The organism is Chryseobacterium sp. YIM B08800 (genome assembly GCF_026163565.1).
GTDB lineage: Bacteria > Bacteroidota > Bacteroidia > Flavobacteriales > Weeksellaceae > Chryseobacterium.
The window spans coordinates 16,440-39,689 of record NZ_JAPDKN010000014.1; the positions used below are offsets into that span (position 1 = coordinate 16,440).

Below are 23,250 nucleotides of genomic sequence, written 5' to 3' on the forward strand. Positions count from 1 at the left end.
ATTAAATCGTCCCTTCGGGACTCTAAAGAAAATCTTTGATTTTCTAAAACTTATGTGCTCTTTTATTAAGAGAATTATTAAAACTCTTCTGTGACTTATGTGTTAAAAATTTTAAGGTTAAACAAAACGCTCCAATTGTCTTAATGAAATTCTCCCTTCATAAATTGCTTTTCCAATAATGGTTCCGCTGCATCCGATTTCTTTCATTTTGTGAACATCTTCAACACTCGAAATTCCGCCGCTTGCCAACAGTTTCACTGAAGTTTTACTTATAATTTCTTTGTACAAATCTTCTGAAGCACCTTCCAACATTCCATCTTTTGAAATATCGGTACAAATCACATTTTGAATTCCTTTTTTCTGATAGCCAAGAATAAAATCAATCACATCTTGATTGCTTTCTTCCAGCCAGCCTGAAGTTTTTATTTTTCTATCTTCACAATCGGCTCCCAAAATAATTTTCTCAGAACCATATTTTTCAATTAAATCAAAACAAAACTCAGGATTTCGAACAGCAATACTTCCAATTGTAATTTGCTTTGCGCCTGAATTAAAAGCAATTTCTATATCTTCTAAAGTTTTCAAACCACCTCCAAAATCTATTTGTAAAGACGTTTCTTTAGCTATACTTTCAAGAATTTTTTGGTTGACGATATGTTTAGATCTTGCGCCATCCAGATCCACCAAATGAAGATATTTTATTCCGAAACTTTCAAATTCTTTGGCAACTTCTACAGGATTTTCGTTGTAGATTTTTTTTGTTCCGTAATCACCTTTCGACAGACGGACGCATTTTCCGTCGATAATATCAATAGCAGGAATAATTCGCATATCTAAAGTTTTAAAAAATTTTGTAATAATTGACTTCCAATTTTCCCAGATTTTTCAGGGTGAAACTGCATCGCATAAAAATTATCTTTCTGTAAAGACGCACTGAATGGCAAAATATAATCACAAACAGAAGTGGTATTTTCTGACAATTCACAATAAAAACTGTGCACAAAATAGACATCACTTTCTTCTTTAATTCCGGAATAAATGGTTGATTTAAGATCAGAAATTGTATTCCATCCCATGTGCGGAATGATATTTTCTGAAGGAAACTTTTTTACATTAATATCGAAAATCCCCATTCCAACCGTATTTCCTTCTTCATTATTTTTGCACATTAACTGCATTCCAAGACAAATTCCTAAAACAGGTTGCTTCAAAGTTGGAATTAACAGATCTAATCCTTTTTCCTTTAAAATTTTCATGGTTGAAGACGCTTCTCCAACTCCAGGAAAAATTACTTTATCAGTATTTTTTATTAACTCAAGATCATCCGTAATGATTGATTCTGCGTCTAGTCTGTTTAATGCATTTTGTACAGAACTTACGTTTCCTCCGTTGTATTTTATAATTGCAATCATCTTATAAACTTCCTTTTGTTGATGGCACATTAAAATTCTGATCAGATTGATTGACTGCCATTTTTAATGCTTTTGCAAATGCTTTAAAAATAGATTCGATCTTGTGATGCTCATTTTCTCCTTCCACTTTTATGTTCAGATTACATTTGGCCGAATCGGTGAAAGATTTGAAAAAATGCTCAAACATTTCTGTCGGAACATCTCCAATTTTTTCACGCTTAAAATTGGCATCCCAAACCAACCAAGAGCGCCCTCCAAAATCCAGCGCAATTTGCGCTAAACAGTCGTCCATCGGAAGTAAAAAACCATATCTTTCAATACCTTTTTTCTTTCCTAAAGCTTTTAAAACTGCTTCTCCCAAAACAATTCCTGTGTCTTCAATGGTGTGATGTTCATCAATCTGTAAATCGCCTTTTACTTTAATTTTTAAATCCAAATTGCCGTGTTTTGAAATTTGTTCAAGCATGTGATCAAAAAAATGTAAACCTGTTGAGATTTCAGACTTTCCGCTTCCATCGAGATTGATTCCTATTTCAATATCTGTTTCGTTCGTTTTTCTTGAAACTTTCGCTGTTCGCGGAATTTGCTTTAAATATTGCTCAATTTCACTCCAGTTTTCTGTCGTTAAATCTGCATCTTCGTTTTGAATTTTATTAATAAAGATTGATTTTGAACCTAAGTTTTTTGCTAATTGAATATCCGTAATTCTGTCTCCGATAACAAAAGAATTTTCAAGATCGTAATTACCGTAAATATATTTTCCTAACAATCCAATTCCGGGTTTTCTTGTTGGTAAATTTTCACTTTCAAAACTTTTATCGATCAAAATATCATTAAAAATAATTCCTTCATTTTCAAAAGCTTTTAGCATTTTTTCTTGAGGCTCTATAAAATCTTCATAAGGAAAGCTCTCTGTTCCCAGGCCATCCTGATTGGTAACCATCACCAATTCGTAATCTAATTCTTTTACAATTTTGGCTAAGTTTTGAAAAATTCCGGGATAGAATTCTAGCTTTTGTAAAGAATCTACCTGGAAATCTTTTGGAGGTTCTATGATTAAAGTTCCGTCACGGTCTATAAATAATACTTTTTTCATGATTAAATACTTTTTAAAACCTCAATTAACTGAATGTTTTCTTCTCTGGATTCTACATTAATCCTGATACAATTTGGAATTTGAGGACTTCTTTTGCTGGTCAAAATTTCTTTTTCCAACAATTTTTCGTAAACTTTTTCTACATCTTCAAACTCGATCAAGAAGAAATTAGCATTTGTCGGATACACTTTTTTAATACAGTTAACTGATTGAAATTCATTTTCTAACCATGAAATTTCATTTAAAATACTTTCTATGTTTACATTTTCTTGTTTATCAATGAGTTCAATTACTTTATTCGAGCTTAAAGAATTCACATTGTAAGGCGCTTTTACTGTATTAATTAACCTAATAATTTCTGCAGAAGAATAAGCCATTCCTACTCTTGCTCCCGCCATTCCCCAGGCTTTTGAAAAGGTTTGAAGGACGATAAGATTTGGATATTTTTCTAATAAATCAATACAAGATTCTTTACCTGAAAACTCAATATAAGCTTCATCAACCACTACAATTCCATTGAAATTTTTAATATAAAACTCAATATCTTTTACAGAATTTCCGGTAGGATTATTGGGTGAACACAGGAAAAAAACTTTGGATTTAAAATCTTTCGAAATTTTTAAGAAATCATCTTTTACAATTTCAAAATCTGCATTTAAATCGAGTTTTATTACTTTATTTTCGTTGATAGAAGCGTAAAAACCATACATTGCAAATGATGGATTCATCATTAAAATTGAATCTTTTTTAGGCTCACAAAAAACTTTTATAATCAAATCTATTAACTCATCGCTTCCATTTCCGACTGCAATTTGATCAGCGGCAACATTTTTTATTTCTGAGAGTTTTTGCTTCAATTTTTTCTGAGTAGAATCCGGATAACGATTGAATTCACCGAACGGACTTTCATTGGCATCCAATAAAACAGGGTTTTCAAATTTATTATTGTCCCTAAAACTTATGTAAGGTTGTAATTCTAAGATATTTTTTCTTACTAAACTATTGATGTTAAATTCTTTCATTTTCTTATTTTAATCTGATTGATACAGCATTTTTGTGAGCAAATAATCCTTCTGCTTCTGCCATGAGTTCTATTGTGTTTCCTAAGTTTTGAAGTCCTTCTTTTGATAGATTCTGAAACGTAATTTTCTTCACAAAACTGTCTAAAGAAACTCCGCTGTAATTTTTTGCAAATCCGTTGGTTGGAAGCGTGTGATTGGTTCCGCTGGCATAATCTCCCGCACTTTCACAAGAATAATTTCCAAGAAATACAGAGCCTGCATTTTGAATTTTCGGAATATATCTTTCAAAATCTTCCAAAGCTAAGATCAAATGTTCAGGGGCATACAGATTGCTGAATTCGAGGGCTTCATCGACCGTTTTCAGCAAAACAAAATGACTGTTTTTTAAAGCTTCTTTTGCAAACTCATTTCTTGGAAGTTGCTGAAGTTGTTTCTCTGTTTCTTTAATTATTTCATTAAAAATTTTCTCATCAGTTGAAAGAAAAATAACCTGACTGTCGTTTCCGTGTTCTGCCTGAGAAAGTAGATCTGCAGCGCAGTATTCTGGAATTGCCTGTTCATCAGCAATGACCAAAACTTCACTTGGTCCTGCAGGCATATCTATTGCAATATTATAATTTTGGCTAAACTCTTTTGCTGCAACAACATATTGATTTCCAGGACCAAAAATTTTATAAACATTTGGAATACTTTCTGTTCCTAAAGTCATGGCTGCAATTGCTTGAGCTCCACCGGTTTTAAAGACTTTTGTAACACCGCAAAGTTTTGCCGTATATAAAATGGCAGCATTAATATTCCCATTTTTATCAGGCGGAGTACATAAAATAATTTCTTTACAACCAGCTAATTGAGCAGGAATTGCCAACATTAAAACTGTAGAGAACAATGGAGCGGTTCCTCCCGGAATATAGATTCCAACTTTTTCGATGGCTCTGTTTTCTCTCCAACAAACAACTCCTTTTGTTGTTTCAATCTTTTGAATTTCAGTAATTTGTGACGAATGAAATTTCGTAATATTTTCTTTTGCCTGTTGAATTGCGATTTTCAATTCTTCGTTTATTAAATTTTCTGAATTTTCTATTTCTCCTTCTGAAACTTGAATGTTTTCAACTTTAGCCTGATCAAATTTTTCATTGAAAGCTATTAAAGCCTGATTACCATTTTTTTCGACTTCATTAAAAATATCGGCTATTAATTCTGTTAACTCTTTTCTTTTTAAAACTGGTCTTTTAACTAATTCCGACCAAACTTCTTTTTGAGGATATTTATTAATTTTCATTTTAAATCACCATTTTATCGATTGGAATAATTAAAATATCTTGTGCCCCTTTTTCCTTCAGCTCATCAATGACTTCCCAAAAACGTTCTTCATCAATGACTGAATGGATGCTGCTCCAACCCTTTTCAGCTAAAGGAATTACCGTTGGACTTTTTAAAACCGGGAGAACATTTGAGACTTCTGAGATCTTTTCATTCGGAACATTCATCAAAATATATTTTGAATTTTTTGCTCTTAAAACAGATTGAATTCTGAATAGAAATTTTTCTAGGATTTTTTGCTTGTTATTATTTAACTGAAATGTTTTTGCAAGAACAGCTTCAGACTTTAAAATGGTAACTGTTTCTCTTAAACCATTTTTAAATAAAGTGCTTCCGGAGCTTACAATATCACAGATTCCATCAGCAAGACCAATATTTGGAGCAATTTCTACAGAGCCGGAAATAACGTGTATCTCTGCTGAAATATTATTTTTCTGAAGAAAATTCTTCAATGTATTCGGGTAAGAAGTAGCAATTTTTTTGCCCTGAAAGTAATTGATGTTATCTGTTTCCACTTCTTTTGGAACCGCTAATGAAACTCTGCATTTTGAAAATCCTAAACTTTGGATAATTTCAATATTTTTTTGTTTTTCTGCTAAAAGATTTTCGCCGACGATGGCAATATCAACCACTCCGTCTTCCAGATATTGGGGAATATCAGAATTTCTTAAATACATGATTTCCATTGGGAAATTGTCTACAGAAACTTTGAGCTGGTCTTTTCCGTTGTTGACGAAAATTCCGCAGTCTTTGAGGAGTTGGAGCGATTCTTCGTAAAGGCGACCGCTTTTTTGTATGGCAATTTTTAATTTACTCATTTTATTATTTTATATCTGAGTAAACGAAAATGATTAATTGAAATAAATTGCCCGGGAAGAATTTAGAAACAAAAAAACCGTCTGTTTACTCAGACGGTTTTTAATTATTTTGATTTTTAACATAGTCATAGATCAACAATTCCGTCTAGCAGAGATGATGATAATAATGATGTACTGTTAAAAAATTCGGTTTCATTGTTGAAATTTTGTGGTACAAATGTAGGACTAATTTTCAATCCTGCAAGAATTTTACGAAATAATTTTTTGATAAAGATTCATCAATTGATGAGCAATGGGGTCATCATTGAACTTCTGAACGAACTCAAAACCTTTATCAGAACGGCGTTTCCTTTCAGATTCGCTATCCCATAAAAATTTTATTTTTGATTGAATATCCAAATGATTTTCGGGATTGATGTAAACAGAATCCGGACCACCTGCTTCAGGAAGACAACTTGTGTTGCTTGTAATGGTAACTGTTTTTGAAAATAAAGCTTCAATCACAGGAATTCCAAAGCCTTCAAAAAAACTTGGATAAACAAAAATATCAGCAGATTTATAAATGACAGCGAGTTCGTCCATGGAAACTCCTTCCAAAAAATAAACCTGTTTTTCCAATTTATTTTTCTGAATAAAACTTGCTATTTTCTGATAATACTTTGTCTTTCTTCCGACTACAACTAAAGGAATTTCGGTATCTTTTATTGCTTTAACGATATTAAAAAGATTTTTACGCTCTTCAATCGTTCCAACATTTAAAATAAACCGTTTTGGAAGATTGAATTTCTCTTTAGTTTTCTGAATAAATTCTTCAGATTGTTGCTCTTTAAAAGCTTTGTGACAACCTTGATAAATGACTTCAATTTTGCTTTCCGGAACTTTCAGATATTGAATGATATCTCTTTTGGTCTGTTCTGAAATGGCAATGATTTTATCGGCTGTATTTGCCGCTTTTTTAAACTTCCAAAGATGGATTTTTCTGTCAAAAAAAGAATAATATTGAGGATATCTTACGAATATCAAATCGTGAATGGTAACAATTTTTTTGATGGGTTTTTGGTTCCATTTCAAAGGCAATTCACCCGATAATCCATGGAAAATATCTGCATTTTGTTTTTGTGCATCCTTTCCCATTTTAAACTGTCGAGACATTGTTCCTTTAGAGGTTTCTACAAAGGTAACATCGGATTTTTCTAAAATATCGGAACCTCTTTCCGACTTATTTTTATTGAGTAGTAAATATTGATTTTCAGGATAATATTTAGACAAAATTCTGATTAAATCTCTCGAGTAATTCCCTAATCCTGAAGTATTATGAAAAAAACGTTTGGCATCAAATGCTATCTTCATTCTCAGGTTTTATAATGTTTTGGGTAAGCTGTTTTCTCTTCCAGTGTTCAGATTTATCACTGTAAAGAAAGAATTTTCCCAGCTTATATTTAAACTGCATATTATTGTCATAATGCGGTCCCATAAATCGATGCGGAATAGTTGGATCTTCTTTTAAACAGGCTTTAACTGCGTCTGTATAAACGGTTGGTCCGGTTGTTTTATGTACATTATGAGGATAAGGATTGTTTTTGATATTATCTAAAATCATCTCCAGAGTTCTCTGTAAAAATGGGTGTCCTGCAGCATATGCAAGACCCCATTGTACATAATATGTATGTGGAATTTCATCCGTTACCAAAGCGACATCGTCTTCACGAATAAACTTTTTAATCGGCTTGTTGATTCCGCTGTCTACGTCTAAGTAAACACCACCTTTTTTATAAAGAATGGCATATCTGAAAAAATCTGCTTTGGCAGCTCCTATCGTCAGTCTGTTGTAAGCTTTCAAATATTCAGGTGGAAACTCATCTTTAAAAAAAGTCTGAATTCTATTATCATCATAAAAATGATATTCGTATTCAGGATTTTTTTTGAGCATTCTTTTAATATGAAACTTTGTAAGCCAAGGAAGCTTATCGGTTTTAAACGTCTGAAAAATTTGTTTAGGAATTGCCATTTTGCAAAGATTTAAACAGCTACGTTATTTTCTCTTAAAGCATCATTAAGAGATGTTTTTTTGTCTGTAGATTCTTTTCTTTGACCGATAATCAAAGCACAAGGAACCTGATATTCTCCTGCAGGATACTGCTTCGTATAACTTCCAGGGATTACAACTGAACGAGCAGGAACTCTACCTTTAATTTCAATTGGAGTTTCACCTGTAACATCAATAATTTTTGTTGAAGCCGTCAATACAACATTTGCTCCCAAAACAGCTTCTTTTTCAACGTGAACTCCTTCTACAACGATACATCTAGAACCGATAAAACAGTCATCTTCAATAATTACCGGAGCAGCCTGAAGCGGTTCTAAAACACCTCCGATACCAACACCACCACTCAAGTGAACGTTTTTACCGATTTGGGCACAACTTCCCACTGTTGCCCAAGTATCAACCATTGTTCCTGAATCTACATAAGCACCAATATTTACGTAAGAAGGCATCATAATTACACCCGGTGCAATATAAGCTCCCTCTCTTGCAACAGCATGCGGTACAACTCTAACTCCTTTTTCAGCATAGTTTTTCTTCAAAGGCATTTTATCATGAAATTCAAATGGGCCTACTTCAATAGTTTCCATCTTCTGGATCGGGAAGTACATTACTACAGCTTTCTTTACCCATTCATTCACCTGCCATCCGTTTTCTGTAGGCTCTGCGGTACGAAGTTCACCTTTGTCAACCAAAGAAATAACCTCTCTGATTGCCTTTTGGCTGTCTTCATTCTGCAATAATTCTCTGTTGTCCCAGATATTTTCAATAGTTTGTTGTAACGACATAATTATGTTTAAAATTTATTTTAAAAATTCACTGCCAAATATACAAAAAAGTTGGGCAAAATTTGTGACTTAGAATAGAGGGAAGTGATTAAAATTTTATTAAATATTTCTATAAAAACCTCCTTACTTTGGCTTTATATTGGTGATAAACTTCATCGTGTTGTTTTAATAAAAATTCTTCTTCCAATCTGATCTGAGTCTGAATAAGAATATAGCTAATCAGGAAAAAACTTAGCGAAACTAAAGTAGGTAATGTGAAAAACAAACCAATTAAACTTACTAAAATTCCGAGAAAAATTGGGTTTTTCGAATAATTGAAAAGCCCGGTTGTGATTAATTCTGTTTTCAGATCTTCATCAATTCCTATTCGCCAAGAGTTTTTCATTTGAAACTGCGCAATAAGAATCCAGATTAAACTTAAAATTAACAATGCAATTCCTATATATTTAAAAATAATTTCTTTGGGTAAATTAATTTTAAAACTGCTGGAAATATCTTCAGGAAAAATGAAAAGTAAAACGGTGTAAATAAAAATAAGGAATAAGGTATATTTAAAATATCGACCAATCAATCCGTAAGCGGAATCGTCTTTTAGTAAAACATTTGGATTTTTCCCAATTCTTTTTGAAACAATAAAACTTGTTCCAAAAAAAGCGGTCATAAAGAAAATGATAAAAAATAGAGGAATGAAAACTCGGATAAAATCTGTCATAATTATTAATTTTTTGACAAATGTAGAGTTCTGTAAAATGCAATTCTATTGCAAAGTTTAAATGTAATTATAAAACTCGTTGAGCATGAAGATAGGCTTTGTTCCAGTATTTTTCGTTTAGAGAAGAGATGATCACTCCTTTAGAAGTTGATGCATGAATGAATTTTATTTCACCGTCATTTTCGATGGTGTGAACAATCCCAACATGAGAAACACGGCTTCCTCCTGAAGTTGCAAAAAACAGAAGATCTCCCGGTTTTACTGTTTTGATATCAATTGATTTTCCTGCATCTGCCTGATCTGAAGATCTTCTTGGTAAACTAAAATTGTTATCCTGAAAAACTTTCACGGTAAATCCGGAACAGTCAAAGCCTGAAGAAGTATTCCCACCAAATTTATACGGAGTTCCTAAATAACTTTCAGCATCTTTTAAGAGACTTTTAATAGAACCTGAAATCTTCCCGTCAAAAGAAGAATCTAATTTTCTTAAGTTTTCAGATTTTGCAACAGTTTTCGAAGGACTTTTCTTAGAAGAAGAAACATTTTTAGCGCTTCCGCAAGAGATAATAACTGTAGAAGCTATCGCTAAAACAGCAAGATTTTTATATAATTTAATTTCCGAAAAACGCATTTCCATATTCATTTGAAAATCAATTTATTAATTGAATACAAATATAAATTATTTTTTTAAATTATACAATAACTATTTTACAACTATACTACAAGTATATATTAATTATATGATAATTTTTTAAAAATGTTAAAATTTATAGCTATATTTGAAGCTATTTTAAAATTATGGCGACATACGAAAGTTTTATTAAGCTCAACGGAGCGGTTGGTGATTTGGTTTTTTATAATCTAAATGGAAAAAATGTAGTGCGTAAAAAAAGCGGATTCAATAAAACAGCCTATAATAAAAGTCCGACGTATGAAAAAGTAAGACAAAACAGTTTTGAATTTGGTCATTGCTCAAAAGTTGGAAAAATAATCCGTTTGAGTATTTCAAACTATATTGAGTTGGCGAATGAAGTCCTACTCTATCAAAGGTTTGCAAAGGTGATGACCAATATTAAAGATTTGGATGTAGAACATGAAAAAGGAAAAAGATCTGTAAAATCGGGTTTAAAAACTAATGAAGGACGAAATATTTTGCAGCAATTTCAGTTTGGAAATATTCCTAATTTTAATCAAAACACTTATATTTCACTGAGTTTGTGGGATAGAACCTTACATTTAGACAAGAAAATTGTTGCTGATGAAGTTGTAATTGTCAGTATAAAAATAGATTTTGAAAATTATCTTACCGAATCTTTCGAAGAAGAAATAAAACTACGTAATCAAACTGAATTGATTTTTAAAAACCATTTTTCAGAAGAAGATGATGTGATTCTTTTTGTAGCCATAAAAAAAGCTTCTCAAATTGTACAAATGGGATTTGTTTAAATAAAAAATCGGCTGCAAACAAAGTTTGCAGCCGATTTTAATTTATAATAGTTTTATCTATTTATTTTTTTCACCAGACCAAGATCCGCTTCTTGCAGGAGTTGGTGACTCGTTCGTCCAATTTCCGCTACCTTTTTCTTCAATGTTTAATGTTCCGTTAAACTGTCCGTCTGCAGGTACCACTAATTCAGCAGTTAATTGGCCAGACCTGTCTAAAAATCCTGAAATATTATAATTTTCATTACTTGTTTCATTATACATTGTTCCGGTGACTTTTCCGTCGGTGGCAACTACAAATTTCCAAAGACCTTTTTCGGTTCCTTCGTAAGTTCCAGACCATGTTCCTACATAATCAACAAGGGTTTCGTCATCTGCAGTACATCCAATTAATGAAAAAATAGTCAATAAAAGTAAAAATAGTTTCTTCATAGGTTACAATAGTTTATGAAATAAGTTTATTTATTCAATTTATTCTTAAAAATAGTCTGAAAAATTCAAGATAGTTTTTAAAATTAACACTATCTCTATATTTTTAGAATTGGGCAAATATATCAATTTAATTTTATAGTTTAATATTTTACAGAAGATAATTTTTAACGGTTTGAAGGAAATTTATTGTAAAATATTATTTTTCATAACTATTATTTTTTTTAACATGTTAAAAACTCTATTTAATGGGAATTTAATTAAAAAAGCTTAAGATTTTCGGAATGTGAATGGAGTTATAAGTATTTGGTTATCAAAATTTTAGATTTTATCAATCTAACAACTATAAAGATTTGGATTTAAATAAACGAAAAAACCTTCCAATTCGGAAGGTTTTTTCATGATAAATGTGGAGAATATCGGACTCGAACCGATCACCTCAACACTGCCAGTGTTGCGCTCTAGCCAGATGAGCTAATCCCCCTTTTCAGATTGTTATTTCTGAAGCCGTACAAAAGTAACTATTTAAAGTACACACGCAAACTTTTATTAAAATTTATTTCGTTTTGCAAACTTTTTTTGAGTGAAACTATAAATTAAATTTAAGACAATCAATTAATTACCATTATTTATTGACTGTTTTTAGTTCTAAAACTCTTTGTAAAAAAGACTGCTTAGCAATTTTTTCTTCAGCTTCATTAATAGCTTTCAGTAAATGATTCTCATTATCTGCTATCTCTTCCAATACTTTGGAGATGATTTCCCATGCAGGTTTCATTTTTTCTATCAATTCAATGCCTTTTGGTGCTAATTCAATTAAGCGTTTGCGTTCATCTGTTTTATCTTTTTTAGAAATAATCATTTGTTGCCTTTCAAGTTCTTTTAAAAGGCTGATTGTTGAAGGATGCGTATATCCTATTTCATTGGCAATTTCTACAACACTGAGTGTACTTTTGTGATGTAATGTAAAGATTATTGGAAACCATTTGGGTTCGAAATCTATTCCAAATTCTTTATAAACTAAGGCTCCTTCTTTACGCAATTGCTCACTAAGACGTTGTAATCTTGTAGATAAAGCTAAAGTTCCGGATTCATTGATGACATTCATAAACTATGATTTTAGATTAAGAAAACAAAATACATTATCGGCATTCATTAAAGGAAATTTTGAAGGAAGCGATTCTTTTTCAATGATTTCGAAGTGATTTCGTTCGTAAAAACGCAATGCTGCTTTCAGTATCGATACCGTTCCTAAATATACCTCTTCTATTTCGCTTTTTTGACAATAAGAAATAAGGGTTTCTAATAGTTTTTGAGCGATGCCATGTTCTTTTCCTCTGAATTTTTTTTTCACAAACATCTTTCGGATCGCTGCCGCTTTTTCATCAAATTTAACCAAAGCAATGGTTCCAACAAGCTCACCGTTTATGAAAGCTCCCCAAAAACTTCCGCCATCGGCAAAGTAAAAATCTTCAATTTGCATAAGGTCGGGTTGGTCTTCTATTGTAATGGGAACATTAAATTCTTTTTGCTGAATATTCAGAACCAAGTCTATTATTTCTTTTGAATAAGTATCGTTTACAAGTTTAATTTCTAACATACAATTTAATTTACGTACAAAACTACGTAGTTAACTACATATATGCAATAAAAAATTTAAAATATAGTTTAAAGTAAATAGAATCAATTGTTTGTAATTTAAAATAAAAAAACGTGCACTGTTTCCAGCACACGTCTTAACAAGATTTGAATATATAATAACTAACTTTTCGTTATTTCCATCCGCCACCTAAAGCTTGGTATAAATCTATTGCAGCTTTCATTTTACTGTATTCTGCATTTGAAATATTAAGCTCTGCGTTCAATGAGTTTACACTTGCATTTAAAACTTCAAGGTAGTTTGCCATACCGTAGTTGACCAATTCCTGAGAATAATCAACCGATTTTTTATAAGAATCAAGCTCTTTTTTCTTTAAATCTATAAAAGAATCCTGAACGGAAAATACTCTTATCGCATCAGAAACTTCTTTTCCTGCAGTCAGAATAGACTTTCTGAAATTAAGATAAGCTGTTTCTTTGTTGGCTAAACTTACATCGTAATTGGTTTTGATTTGTCTTTTGTTTAAAATTGGTTGCGCCAAACCAGCTACAACATTTGCAAAAAGAGAGTTAACGCTAAACAAATGATCGATATCTACCGACTGTACTCCACCGCTTCCTGTTAGTTTTAAAGTTGGATAAAACTGAGCTTTGGCAACATTGGTCAACTCGAAAGCATTCATCAAATTAAATTCTGCCTGCATCACATCGGGACGATTTGATAACAAACTTGCAGGATATCCTAAAGCCAAACTCTCAGGTAATGACTGCGATTTTAAAGATGATCTTGCAATCGTTTGTGACGATTCACCCATCAATAAGCTCATCGTATTTTCCAAAAGTTGAATTTGAGTATCAATGTCGATGAGTAAAGATTTAGCATTATAAACCAACGCCTGACTTTGCTGAACCGCAACTTCTGTTAATGTTCCAGCGTCTTTTAACGCTTTTGTAGTTTCTAAATTATTTTCTCTTACTTTAATTGTTTCCTCAATGATTCTTTTCTGATCATCATAAGTCAACAACTGGAAATAAGCTGAAGCAATTGATGCTACAAGATCACTTTTTACGGCTTTATGAGCGGCTAAAGTTCCCAGATAAGTTGCCAACTGAGCTTTTTGCTGAGACTTCATTTTTCCCCACAAATCTGCTTCCCAACCGATTGTTGCTGTAATATCAAACTGATTTACATAACGTCTTTCTCCAATGATCTGACCAAACTGAGTATTGATCGATTGTGTTTGGAAAGTGTAGTTCGGGCCTATTGATAAAGTAGGTTCGTAAGCTGCTTTTGCCTGTTTTAAATAAGCTTCTGCAGAAGTGATACTCTGTACTGCGATTCTTACATCAAGATTGTTTTCCAAAGCTTTTGTGATGTGCCCCTGAAGAATAGGATCAGTAAAGATCTCTTTCCAGGAAACATTCGCAATACTTGTACTGTCTTGAGGCAGCATATCGGTACGGAATAGTTTTTCGTCAACTGCAGCTGCAGGTCTTTCGTACTCTTTTCTTACCATACAAGACGATAAAACAGCGAACGTGACCACTGAAAAAGCAGTTCCTTTTATTATTATTGATAAATTTTTCATTATTTAAATCTTAAAGATTTCTTATTCAGCTAAGTTCATTTCTTCGTGCTTGATTGGTTTTATTTTTTCCTGTAAAGTCTGGAAAACAACATATAAAACCGGAATCACAAATACTCCCATAATGGTACCTATCAATAATCCAATCGATGCACCCGTTGCAATTGATCGGTTACCAACCGCACCAATTCCGCTTGCTAAAACCAATGGTAATAAACCGAAGATAAACGCTAATGAGGTCATCAAAATTGGTCTTAATCTCGCTTTAGCTGCATTAACTGCTGATTCTACGATAGTTTCGCCATGATGTCTTCTCTGAACTGCAAATTCGATAATCAAAATCGCATTTTTCGCCAATAAACCGACCAGCATAATCAATGCAATCTGGAAGTAAATATTGTTTTCCAAGCCCATTATTTTCTGTCCGAAATAAGCTCCCATTACCCCAAGAGGAAGTGAAATTACCACAACTAAAGGAAGAATGTAACTTTCGTACTGCGCAGAAAGAATAAAATAAACAAAAACCAAACTCAAAGCAAAGATCAATAACGTCTGAGATCCTGAATTTAATTCTTCTCTTGTAAGACCTGTAAACTCAACATCGTAATTTTGATCAAGTGTTTCTTTAGCCACTGCCTGAACTGCTGTAATTGCATCACCCGAACTGTAACCAGCCTTGTTTGCTCCGGTAATTTTTACTGAAGTAAATAGGTTGTAACGTCCAACAGATTGTGGACCGTAAGATTTAGTCAATGTTACAAATTGTGAAATAGGCGACATTTCTCCTGAACTGGTTTTAACAAAATACTGGTTTAAATTATCAGCATTTACCCTGTTTTCAGGAAGCGCCTGAATCATTACTCTGAACTGTTTTCCGTATTTGGTAAAGTCAGCACTGTAAATTCCACCGACATATCCCTGCATTGTAGACAAGATATCATTTACAGAAACTCCTTTTTGCTTAGCTAACGGAACGTTGATTTCCATTAAATACTGTGGATATTTTGTATTAAATGAAGTCTGCGCAAATTCAATTTCCGGTCTTTGCATTAGATTTCCGATAAATTCGTTGGTTTTAGCATCAAGCTGAGCAAAATCACCTCCCGATTTATCTAAAAGTACCATCTCAAAACCTGCACTACTACCAAAACCAGGTACACTTGGAGGTTGGAAGAAAACAACTTTAGCATCAGGAACTTTTCCTGCAAGACCAAATAACCTCTTCGTGATCTCTTCAGATGATAATCCATCCCCTTTTCTTTCATCAAAAGGTTTAAGCTTTACGAAGGCAAGACCATTATTACTTCCGTTTCCGGATAATAATCCTCTACCTGTAGAAATGGTTACATTCTGAATTCCAGGAATCTGCAATGCATTTTTCTGTAAAGTTTTCAGAACATTATACGTTCTCTCCATAGATGCTCCCGGAGGAAGCTGCACGTCTGTAAAGATAATTCCTCTATCTTCTGTAGGTACGAAACCTTTTTTCATGCTTCCATTTGCCCAATAGATAATTCCTCCTGTAACGACAAGAATTACTAAAGTCACCCATTTATGTTTAATTAAAAAATTAAACCCTCTTCCATAACGCTCAGTTGTTGCCTTGAAAGCGATATTAAATTTATAGAAGAATTTTTGAATAAAATTTTTATTCTTATAATCTTCATGATGTTCTTCGTGAGGTTTTAAGAATAATGAACATAGAACCGGACTTAACGTTAATGCATTAATTGCTGAGATAATAATTGCAATAATTAAGGTGATCCCAAACTGCTGATAAAATACTCCGGTAGGACCTGTAATAAATGTAACAGGAATAAATACCGCCGCCATTACCAATGTAATTGAAATAATCGCACCTGTAATTTCATCCATTGCTTCTACCGTTGCCTTTTTAGCATTAGAAATTCCATGTTCCATTTTAGCGTGAACTGCTTCGACGACGACAATCGCGTCATCTACCACAATACCAATTGCTAAAACCAAGGCAAAAAGCGTTAATAGGTTTAATGAATATCCAAAAAGATTAAGGAAGAAAAAGGTTCCCACGATAGATACCGGAACCGCAATTGCCGGAATCAATGTTGATCTGAAATCCTGTAAGAAAATATAAACTACGATAAATACCAAGATAAATGCTTCGATCAAAGTATGAATTACTTTTTCAATAGATGCATCCAAAAATTCGTTGGTATCAAAGTTAAAGGTATATTTTACTCCTTCAGGATAAGAACTTTCGTTTTCTTTAAGCTGTTTTTTGATGTTTTCAATAATCTCCTGAGCATTAGATCCCGGAGTTTGAAATACTCCCATACTGATTGATGGGTAATCTCCATTTTCACCAACTCCACTGTAAGATAATCCGCCTAGTTCTACTTTAGCAACATCTTTCAACATTAAATTCTGTCCATCTGGAAGAGATTTGATGATAATATCATCGTATTGTTCCTTATCGCTGAATTTTCCTACATATTTAATGATATATTCAAAAGAACTTCCGCTGTTTTGACCCAAAGATCCTGCTGCAGCCTCTCTACTCTGATCATTAATTGCATTGGTAACTTCAGTTGGTGTAATTCCGTAGGCTGCTAATTTTGCCGGATCAAGCCATACTCTCATTGAGTAATTTTTTCCACCAAAAACGTTGGCTTCACCTACTCCATTAATCCTTTGTAGATTAGGAATTACGTTGATATTCAAAAAGTTTTGAAGATATACATCATCAATATTTTTATTTTCTGAATAGAAAGAAAGGTACATCAAAGCACTCGTTTGTTGCTTCTGAGTTACAACCCCTGCACGAGTAACTTCACTTGGAAGTAGCGGGCTTGCTCTTGAAACACGGTTCTGAACGTTTACCGCAGCAATATCTGCATCTATTCCCTGTTTAAAAAACACCTGAATCTGAGCTGAACCGTCATTTCCTGCTGTTGAAGTAATATAATCCATCCCTTCAACTCCATTAATCTGTTCTTCCAAAGGAACAACCACACTCTTCATTACGGTTTCAGCATTGGCTCCCGTATAATTGGCTCTCACACTCACCGTTGCCGGAGCAATATCGGGATATTGTGTAACCGGAAGTGCTGTAAGTCCCAAAACACCGAGAATAACGATGATAATGGAAATTACAGTAGATAAAACCGGTCTGTTAATAAAGTTCTTTATCATTAGAATTTCGGTTTTACTGATTGAACGAGACTATCCATGCTGATTTTTTTAGGTTTTACCGCTGTACCAGGTTTTACATTTCCTGTTCCGGCTGCAATAATTACTTCACCTTTTTTAACCCCAGATTTTATTAAAGCTAAATTGTCGATTCTTTCAATGACTTCAACAACTGCATTTCTTGCTGTATCTTTTTCAACTTTATATACGTAAACAATTCCTTGTTGTTCGTAAGTTGCGCTTTCCGGTACAACTAAAACATTGTCGTAATGTTTAGGGAATCTAATCGTTCCGCTATTACCGTTACTCAAAAGTTTTTGAGCATTTTTAAACGAAACTCTAAACTGAATAGTTCCTGTTGTAGGATCTAAAGAACCTGTAATAGCTTCAATTCTTCCTTTTTCAGGATAAATACTTCCGTTTGCTAACTGAAGTTCAACCATCGGAAGATTTTTTATTTTCTCAGGAACATTTGCTCCCACAGATTTTTCTAAGAAATCGAAATACGCTTTTTCATTCATTGAAAAATAAGCGAATATCTCTGAAGTATCTGAAATTGTAGTTAAAGCAACCTGATCTGTAGGACCAACCAAACTTCCTACTTTTAACGGAAGTTTACCAATCACTCCCGAAATAGGGGCACGAATTACTGAATAATCAATGTTTGCTTCTACACCTTTGTAATTAGCAACGGCTTGTCTTTTAGCAGCAATTGCCTGCTGTAAACCAGCTTGAGCCTGAGCTAAATTTGCCTGAGCAGTTTGTAACTGAACATTACTGATAATGTTTTTCTGAACAAGAGGTTTCAGTTTATTTACTTCTACATTGGCCGCATTTACCTGAGCTTGTGCAGCTGCAACATTAGATTCGGCAGCGCCAATTCCTGCTTTTGAAGCAGCAGCATTTTCCGTTAAAATGTTAGTCTCAAGACGGAATAACGGCTGACCTTTAGTTACATACTGACCTTCATCTACCAAAACCTGGGTAATATAACCCTGAATTTTTGCTCTGACATCATTATTAACTCTACCTTCAATACTTGCAGGGAAAGTGTCGTACCCTACTATATTTTTATTCTCTACCGAAACCACAGGAAAAGGTTTTGGGCCATCCTGTTTCGGAGCTTCTTTTTTGCAGGCAGTCAACGAAAATGCTGCTACAGAAAATAGTATAAGCTTGTTTGTCATTTTATAGTTTATTAAGAGATTCCTGAATATTTGTTATGTTTTTATTTAAAAGAGCTTTGTAGACTTCAATTCTTTCGTCTTCTTCTTTATGCTCTGTTTTTCTGAAGTTTTTTAGATCGTCTAACAGTTTCAATTCGTCCTGCATTTTTTGAACGATTTTTTCAAACCTTATTTTTTTATAATCATCGTTGGCAAAAAAATAACGCTTTCTTTCATCCATTTTATTAACGTCAATAATTAATTCTGAGCTAATAAGTAAATTAAGATTGGTAGAAACCGAGCTTTTGCTTGCTGAAAAGACTTCAACAAACTCATCAAAGGTAATTCCTACCTTATCGAAATCGAAAATGAGGTAGGAATAAATTTTTGAAGCCAGAGGCGGCAGATTGAGAACAGTGCCGTAAAACTTCACAGCATCCTGAAATATTTTCTCATCTACTTCCAGACTTTTTTTCATTATTGAAAATTTTCTCAAATGTAGAGATTAGTTCGGAACTAAACGAACAAAGGTGATAGAGTTTATAAATAAACAGTTTCTTAAAGAATCAATGGATATCGATTTAACCTTTTGTGCTTTTTTAAATCACCACTTTTTCAAAGGCTTTTCTTACACCACCTGCAAGAACAACTTCGCCACAATAGGAGTAACCTTTAGATTCCAAAATTTTAAGCATAGCAAGGTTATCAAAATTTGTATCTACTTTAATGCTTTGTACATTTTGTGATCTTACAAAATCTTCGACGTAATCAAATAATTTTTTCACAAGTCCTTGTCCTGCAAACTTTTCTGAAACTGCAATCCTATGAATTACTAAAAACTCTCCTGTTGTTAACCAGGCTCCTTCAATTGAGCTGTATGCAGGTTCGTCATTGAAAATTAGTGCCACAAAAACAGCTACTTCATTATCAACGGTAATTACATATCCTAATTCTTTTTCAACATCACTTTCTACGGTTTGCAAATTGGGATATCCGTTTTGCCATTGATCACTACCGTCTTTTCTTCTACGTTCAATAGATTGCTGAATAATCTCCCAAATGATAGGAATATCTGTTGTATTTGCTTTTCTAAAATGGATTTCGTTTTTATTATTCATAAGAGGTTTATATTACAAACTTGAAAATTGGGAAATAACACAATCAGTGCCAAATGTTTCCCATTAAAATTTTATTAAGAATATTATAATTTAAAAGTTTAGTGCTAAAAAAACCGAAAATTAATGAGAATTAATTTTCGGTTCCGAAGTAGTAAAATTTAAAATTATGAAATTTTTTATTGATTTTGATTTTGTTGAAGATAAGCATCAATAATCTCGAATGCTTTCTTCTCGTCATGTAAATCTACCATTACTTTTAAACTTGTCGCTGTAGGCGTTGTAGTAAAAGTCAGGTAATTATTTTCAACATCATTAGTTATCTGTGCATCATCTAACTTTGACTTTATTAACTGAATTTCGGCAGATTTATCGCTTTCAAAAACTGATACTCTCGTGTTACGTTCCATATAATATACATTTTGAGTATCTAAATATAGGACGTTTTTTTCAGAATTCCAAATTTTGAAGTTTTAAATTTTATTAATATTATTTTCAATTTTATCTAAAGCGATCTGAATTTCTTCAGTTGTAACATTCAAATGTGGTCTGAATCTTATGGATTGATCTCCACAAGCAAGAATGATTAAACTGTCATTATACAGCTCATTTCTTATCTGATCTCTTTGTTCGCCTGACGGTAAATCTATTGCGCACATCAAACCTTTTCCTCTTGCATTAGATAACTTTTCAGGATATTTCTGAGCTAAATTTTGCAGACCTTCCAAAAGATATTTACCAACAATATTAGCGTTTTCTAAGAGGTTTTCTTTTTCGATAACTTCCATTACCAATTGGAAACGAAGCATATCAATAAAGTTACCGCCGAAAGTAGAATTGATTCTTGAGCTTTCTCTGAAAACGTTATTCGGTATCTCGTCAAACTTTTCTTTATTTGCCAAAACTCCACAAACCTGAGTTTTTTTGCCGAAAGAAATAATATCAGGTCTTATGCTTAAGTGTTCAAAAGCCCACATTTTACCAGTAATTCCGATCCCTGTTTGTACTTCATCGAAAATTAACAGAATCTCATGTTCGTCACAGATATTTCTTAAACCTACAAAAAATTCGTTCCTGAAATGATTATCACCACCTTCAGCTTGTATTGGCTCAATAATAATACAAGCAACTTTATCAGGATTTGCAAGAATTGCTTCGGTAATTTGAATTAACGCTAAATTTTCGTTCTTAATGGTTTCTTCTAAATTCTCTTCTGTGATTGGGAAATGTAATTTAGGATTCAAAATCCTTGGCCAATCAAACATTGGGAAATATTGATATTTTCTTGGATCTGAAGTGTTGGTTAAGCTTAAAGTATAACCGCTTCTTCCATGAAATGCCTGTCTGAAGTGAATGCAGATTCCTGCTTCAATATCTAATCCTTTTTCGAAATTTTTTCTTGTTTTCCAGTCGAAACATGCTTTCATCGCATTTTCAACACCTAAAGCTCCACCTTCAATAAAAAATGCATACTGCAATTCTTTAGGTAGAACTACTCTTTCGAAAACTTCAAGAAAATGAGCATATTCTTTAGAATAAACATCTGCCAAAGTAGGTTTGTTGACTGCCATTTTTCCCAGCCAATCAGACTTTTCAACCAAATATGGATGATTGTATCCGATGGAAGCTGAGCCGAACATTGAAAACATATCCAAGAAATTTTTCCCTGAAACTGAATCGTGGATCCAGGATCCGTGAGAGTTTTCGATATCCATAACAAAATCAAAACCGTCTGCTAAAACGTGTTTACCAACTGTTTCTTTTACTTTATTTGACTGAATTTCAAGTGTATTGTTCATATAGTTGTGATTGAAAGATTGAAAAGTATTTAAAGATTTAAAAATTGATGATTAAAATTTAAAATCTTTAAATACTTAAATTTTTTAATTAATTTATAGATCAAATTTAATTCCTTGAGCCAATGGAAGACTTGCAGTGTAGTTAATCGTGTTGGTTTGTCTTCTCATATAATATTTCCAAACATCAGAACCAGATTCTCTACCGCCTCCTGTTTCTTTTTCACCACCGAAAGCTCCACCGATTTCTGCACCGGAAGTTCCGATATTGACGTTGGCAATTCCACAATCTGAACCTGCATGAGAAAGGAATAATTCTGCTTCTCTCAAATTCTGAGTCATAATTGCCGAAGATAAACCTTGCGGAACATCATTCTGAATTGCAATGGCTTCTTCTAAAGTTTTGTATTTAATTAAATATAAAATCGGTGCAAAAGTTTCGTGCTGTACGATTTCGTATGAATTTTTAACTTCAGCAATACAAGGTTTTACATAACAACCAGATTCGTAATCTTTGCCAGTTAAAACACCTCCTTCAACAACGAATTTTCCGCCTTCTTTTTTACATTTTTCGATTGCTAATTCATACTGATTTACAGCTTGAACATCGATAAGCGGTCCAACGTGCATATTTTCATCCAAAGGATTTCCGATTTTTAACTGTCCGTAAGCTTTTGCCAAACGGTTTTTCACTTCGTCATAAACAGATTCATGAATAATCAGTCTTCTTGTAGAAGTACATCTTTGTCCTGCAGTTCCTACCGCTCCGAAAACAGCTCCGATAATTGACATATCAAGGTCTGCATCTTTAGAAATAATGATAGCATTATTACCACCTAATTCTAAGATCGATTTACCAAATCTTTCAGCAACTTTAGAAGAAACCATTCTTCCTACTCTTGTAGAACCTGTGAATGAAACTAAAGCAACGCGTTTGTCATCAACTAATTTTTGCCCGATTGTGTGATCTGCAACCAATACACTTGAAATTCCTTCAGAAAGATTGTTTTCTGCTAAAACTTCATTCATAATATTCTGACATGCAATTGCACAAAGAGGAGTTTTTTCTGATGGTTTCCAGATGGTAACGTTTCCACAAATCCAAGCTAACGCGGTGTTCCAAGCCCAAACTGCTACCGGAAAGTTGAATGCTGTGATAATGCTTACAATTCCTAATGGATGATATTGCTCGTACATTCTGTGACCTGGTCTTTCAGAATGCATTGTATAACCGTGAAGCTGTCTTGATAAACCTACTGCAAAATCGCAGATGTCTATCATTTCCTGTACTTCACCAAGACCTTCCTGTAAAGATTTTCCCATTTCGTAAGAAACAAGCTTTCCAAGATCGTCTTTGTATTCTCTTAATTTTTGCCCAAGCTGACGTACAATTTCTCCTCTTTTTGGAGCTGGTACCGTTCTGAATTCAAGAAATGCTTTTTGAGCAGATTCGATTACTTTGTCGTAGTCTTTCTCGTTTGATAGTTTTACTTTGGCGATTAATCTTCCGTCTGCCGGAGAATAACTTTCTATAGATTTTCCTGATGCAAAAAATTTTCCTCCCGTAGAAGTTCCTTTATTTTCATCTTTGATTCCTAAATTTTTTAATGATTTTTCAATTCCGAAATCTTTGATTTTCTTTGACATAAAAATTTAACTTTTCGTTTTGCCTAAGATAGAAAATATTACTTAAATGGGAAATTTAATTTTTTTTAACTGGTTTTATTTGGACTAAT

General features: G+C 33.1%; 23 protein-coding genes and 1 tRNA gene. 1 reads left to right on the forward strand and 23 read right to left on the reverse strand.

Features of this window, described 5'->3' with window-relative positions:
- Window positions 1-117: 117 nt before the first annotated feature.
- The 11 genes from hisA to OEW74_RS06425 form a co-directional block, all read right to left on the reverse strand.
- Window positions 118-831, reverse strand: coding sequence for a 1-(5-phosphoribosyl)-5-[(5-phosphoribosylamino)methylideneamino]imidazole-4-carboxamide isomerase (hisA, locus tag OEW74_RS06375; protein ID WP_265427688.1), 714 nt, complete (start codon window positions 829-831; stop codon window positions 118-120).
- A 2-nt stretch (window positions 832-833) separates the two neighbouring features.
- Window positions 834-1,412, reverse strand: a complete 579-nt coding sequence (gene hisH, locus OEW74_RS06380) for an imidazole glycerol phosphate synthase subunit HisH (protein ID WP_265427689.1) — start codon at window positions 1,410-1,412, stop codon at window positions 834-836.
- A gap of 1 nt (window position 1,413) precedes the next feature.
- A complete protein-coding gene (gene hisB / locus OEW74_RS06385) occupies window positions 1,414-2,508 on the reverse strand; it encodes a bifunctional histidinol-phosphatase/imidazoleglycerol-phosphate dehydratase HisB (protein WP_265427690.1) in 1,095 nt (364 codons plus the stop codon).
- A 2-nt stretch (window positions 2,509-2,510) separates the two neighbouring features.
- Window positions 2,511-3,530 (reverse strand): histidinol-phosphate transaminase, encoded by a 1,020-nt coding sequence (hisC, locus tag OEW74_RS06390; RefSeq protein WP_265427691.1) that lies wholly within the window; start codon window positions 3,528-3,530, stop codon window positions 2,511-2,513.
- A gap of 4 nt (window positions 3,531-3,534) precedes the next feature.
- Entirely contained in the window at window positions 3,535-4,809 is a 1,275-nt protein-coding gene (hisD, locus tag OEW74_RS06395) for a histidinol dehydrogenase (protein WP_265427692.1), read from the reverse strand.
- A 1-nt stretch (window position 4,810) separates the two neighbouring features.
- Window positions 4,811-5,668: an ATP phosphoribosyltransferase gene (hisG, locus tag OEW74_RS06400; RefSeq protein ID WP_265427693.1), complete on the reverse strand. Its 858-nt coding sequence runs from the start codon at window positions 5,666-5,668 to the stop codon at window positions 4,811-4,813.
- 249 nt (window positions 5,669-5,917) lie between these two features.
- Window positions 5,918-7,018, reverse strand: coding sequence for a glycosyltransferase family 4 protein (locus tag OEW74_RS06405; RefSeq protein WP_265427694.1), 1,101 nt, complete (start codon window positions 7,016-7,018; stop codon window positions 5,918-5,920).
- Entirely contained in the window at window positions 7,002-7,676 is a 675-nt protein-coding gene (locus OEW74_RS06410; RefSeq protein WP_074228688.1) for a glycosyltransferase family 32 protein, read from the reverse strand. The genes OEW74_RS06405 and OEW74_RS06410 overlap by 17 nt, the downstream gene beginning before the upstream one ends.
- Window positions 7,677-7,687: 11 nt before the next feature.
- Entirely contained in the window at window positions 7,688-8,500 is an 813-nt protein-coding gene (locus tag OEW74_RS06415) for a 2,3,4,5-tetrahydropyridine-2,6-dicarboxylate N-succinyltransferase (RefSeq protein WP_265427695.1), read from the reverse strand.
- 109 nt (window positions 8,501-8,609) lie between these two features.
- On the reverse strand, window positions 8,610-9,212 hold the full coding sequence (locus OEW74_RS06420) for a methyltransferase family protein (RefSeq protein WP_265427696.1): 603 nt from the start codon (window positions 9,210-9,212) through the stop codon (window positions 8,610-8,612).
- Between the two features lie 67 nt (window positions 9,213-9,279).
- Window positions 9,280-9,843, reverse strand: a complete 564-nt coding sequence (locus tag OEW74_RS06425; protein ID WP_416207901.1) for a C40 family peptidase — start codon at window positions 9,841-9,843, stop codon at window positions 9,280-9,282.
- A gap of 167 nt (window positions 9,844-10,010) precedes the next feature.
- Here OEW74_RS06425 and OEW74_RS06430 point away from each other — a divergent pair, with 167 nt between their 5' ends.
- Window positions 10,011-10,658 carry a hypothetical protein gene (locus tag OEW74_RS06430; RefSeq protein WP_265427698.1) on the forward strand — a complete coding sequence of 216 codons (648 nt, stop codon included), beginning with the start codon at window positions 10,011-10,013 and terminating at the stop codon, window positions 10,656-10,658.
- Window positions 10,659-10,715: 57 nt separating this feature from the next.
- Here OEW74_RS06430 and OEW74_RS06435 read toward each other — a convergent pair whose 3' ends face one another.
- The 12 genes from OEW74_RS06435 to OEW74_RS06490 form a co-directional block, all read right to left on the reverse strand.
- Window positions 10,716-11,087 carry a hypothetical protein gene (locus OEW74_RS06435; RefSeq protein WP_265427699.1) on the reverse strand — a complete coding sequence of 124 codons (372 nt, stop codon included), beginning with the start codon at window positions 11,085-11,087 and terminating at the stop codon, window positions 10,716-10,718.
- Between the two features lie 407 nt (window positions 11,088-11,494).
- A tRNA-Ala gene (locus OEW74_RS06440) sits at window positions 11,495-11,568 on the reverse strand.
- Between the two features lie 141 nt (window positions 11,569-11,709).
- A complete protein-coding gene (locus OEW74_RS06445; RefSeq protein ID WP_265427700.1) occupies window positions 11,710-12,192 on the reverse strand; it encodes a MarR family winged helix-turn-helix transcriptional regulator in 483 nt (160 codons plus the stop codon).
- Between the two features lie 3 nt (window positions 12,193-12,195).
- Window positions 12,196-12,684: a GNAT family N-acetyltransferase gene (locus OEW74_RS06450; protein ID WP_265427701.1), complete on the reverse strand. Its 489-nt coding sequence runs from the start codon at window positions 12,682-12,684 to the stop codon at window positions 12,196-12,198.
- A gap of 172 nt (window positions 12,685-12,856) precedes the next feature.
- Entirely contained in the window at window positions 12,857-14,272 is a 1,416-nt protein-coding gene (locus tag OEW74_RS06455; protein ID WP_265427702.1) for an efflux transporter outer membrane subunit, read from the reverse strand.
- Between the two features lie 21 nt (window positions 14,273-14,293).
- On the reverse strand, window positions 14,294-17,440 hold the full coding sequence (locus OEW74_RS06460; protein ID WP_265427703.1) for an efflux RND transporter permease subunit: 3,147 nt from the start codon (window positions 17,438-17,440) through the stop codon (window positions 14,294-14,296).
- On the reverse strand, window positions 17,440-18,624 hold the full coding sequence (locus tag OEW74_RS06465; protein WP_265427704.1) for an efflux RND transporter periplasmic adaptor subunit: 1,185 nt from the start codon (window positions 18,622-18,624) through the stop codon (window positions 17,440-17,442). The genes OEW74_RS06460 and OEW74_RS06465 overlap by 1 nt, the downstream gene beginning before the upstream one ends.
- Window position 18,625: 1 nt before the next feature.
- Window positions 18,626-19,081: a GbsR/MarR family transcriptional regulator gene (locus tag OEW74_RS06470; protein ID WP_139423644.1), complete on the reverse strand. Its 456-nt coding sequence runs from the start codon at window positions 19,079-19,081 to the stop codon at window positions 18,626-18,628.
- Window positions 19,082-19,202: 121 nt separating this feature from the next.
- Window positions 19,203-19,721 (reverse strand): GNAT family N-acetyltransferase, encoded by a 519-nt coding sequence (locus OEW74_RS06475; protein WP_265427705.1) that lies wholly within the window; start codon window positions 19,719-19,721, stop codon window positions 19,203-19,205.
- A 176-nt stretch (window positions 19,722-19,897) separates the two neighbouring features.
- On the reverse strand, window positions 19,898-20,128 hold the full coding sequence (locus OEW74_RS06480; protein WP_076558336.1) for a DUF2007 domain-containing protein: 231 nt from the start codon (window positions 20,126-20,128) through the stop codon (window positions 19,898-19,900).
- A 63-nt stretch (window positions 20,129-20,191) separates the two neighbouring features.
- On the reverse strand, window positions 20,192-21,517 hold the full coding sequence (gene lat, locus OEW74_RS06485) for an L-lysine 6-transaminase (protein ID WP_265427706.1): 1,326 nt from the start codon (window positions 21,515-21,517) through the stop codon (window positions 20,192-20,194).
- Window positions 21,518-21,610: 93 nt separating this feature from the next.
- Window positions 21,611-23,161 carry an aldehyde dehydrogenase family protein gene (locus tag OEW74_RS06490; protein ID WP_074228657.1) on the reverse strand — a complete coding sequence of 517 codons (1,551 nt, stop codon included), beginning with the start codon at window positions 23,159-23,161 and terminating at the stop codon, window positions 21,611-21,613.
- Window positions 23,162-23,250 lie beyond the last annotated feature (89 nt).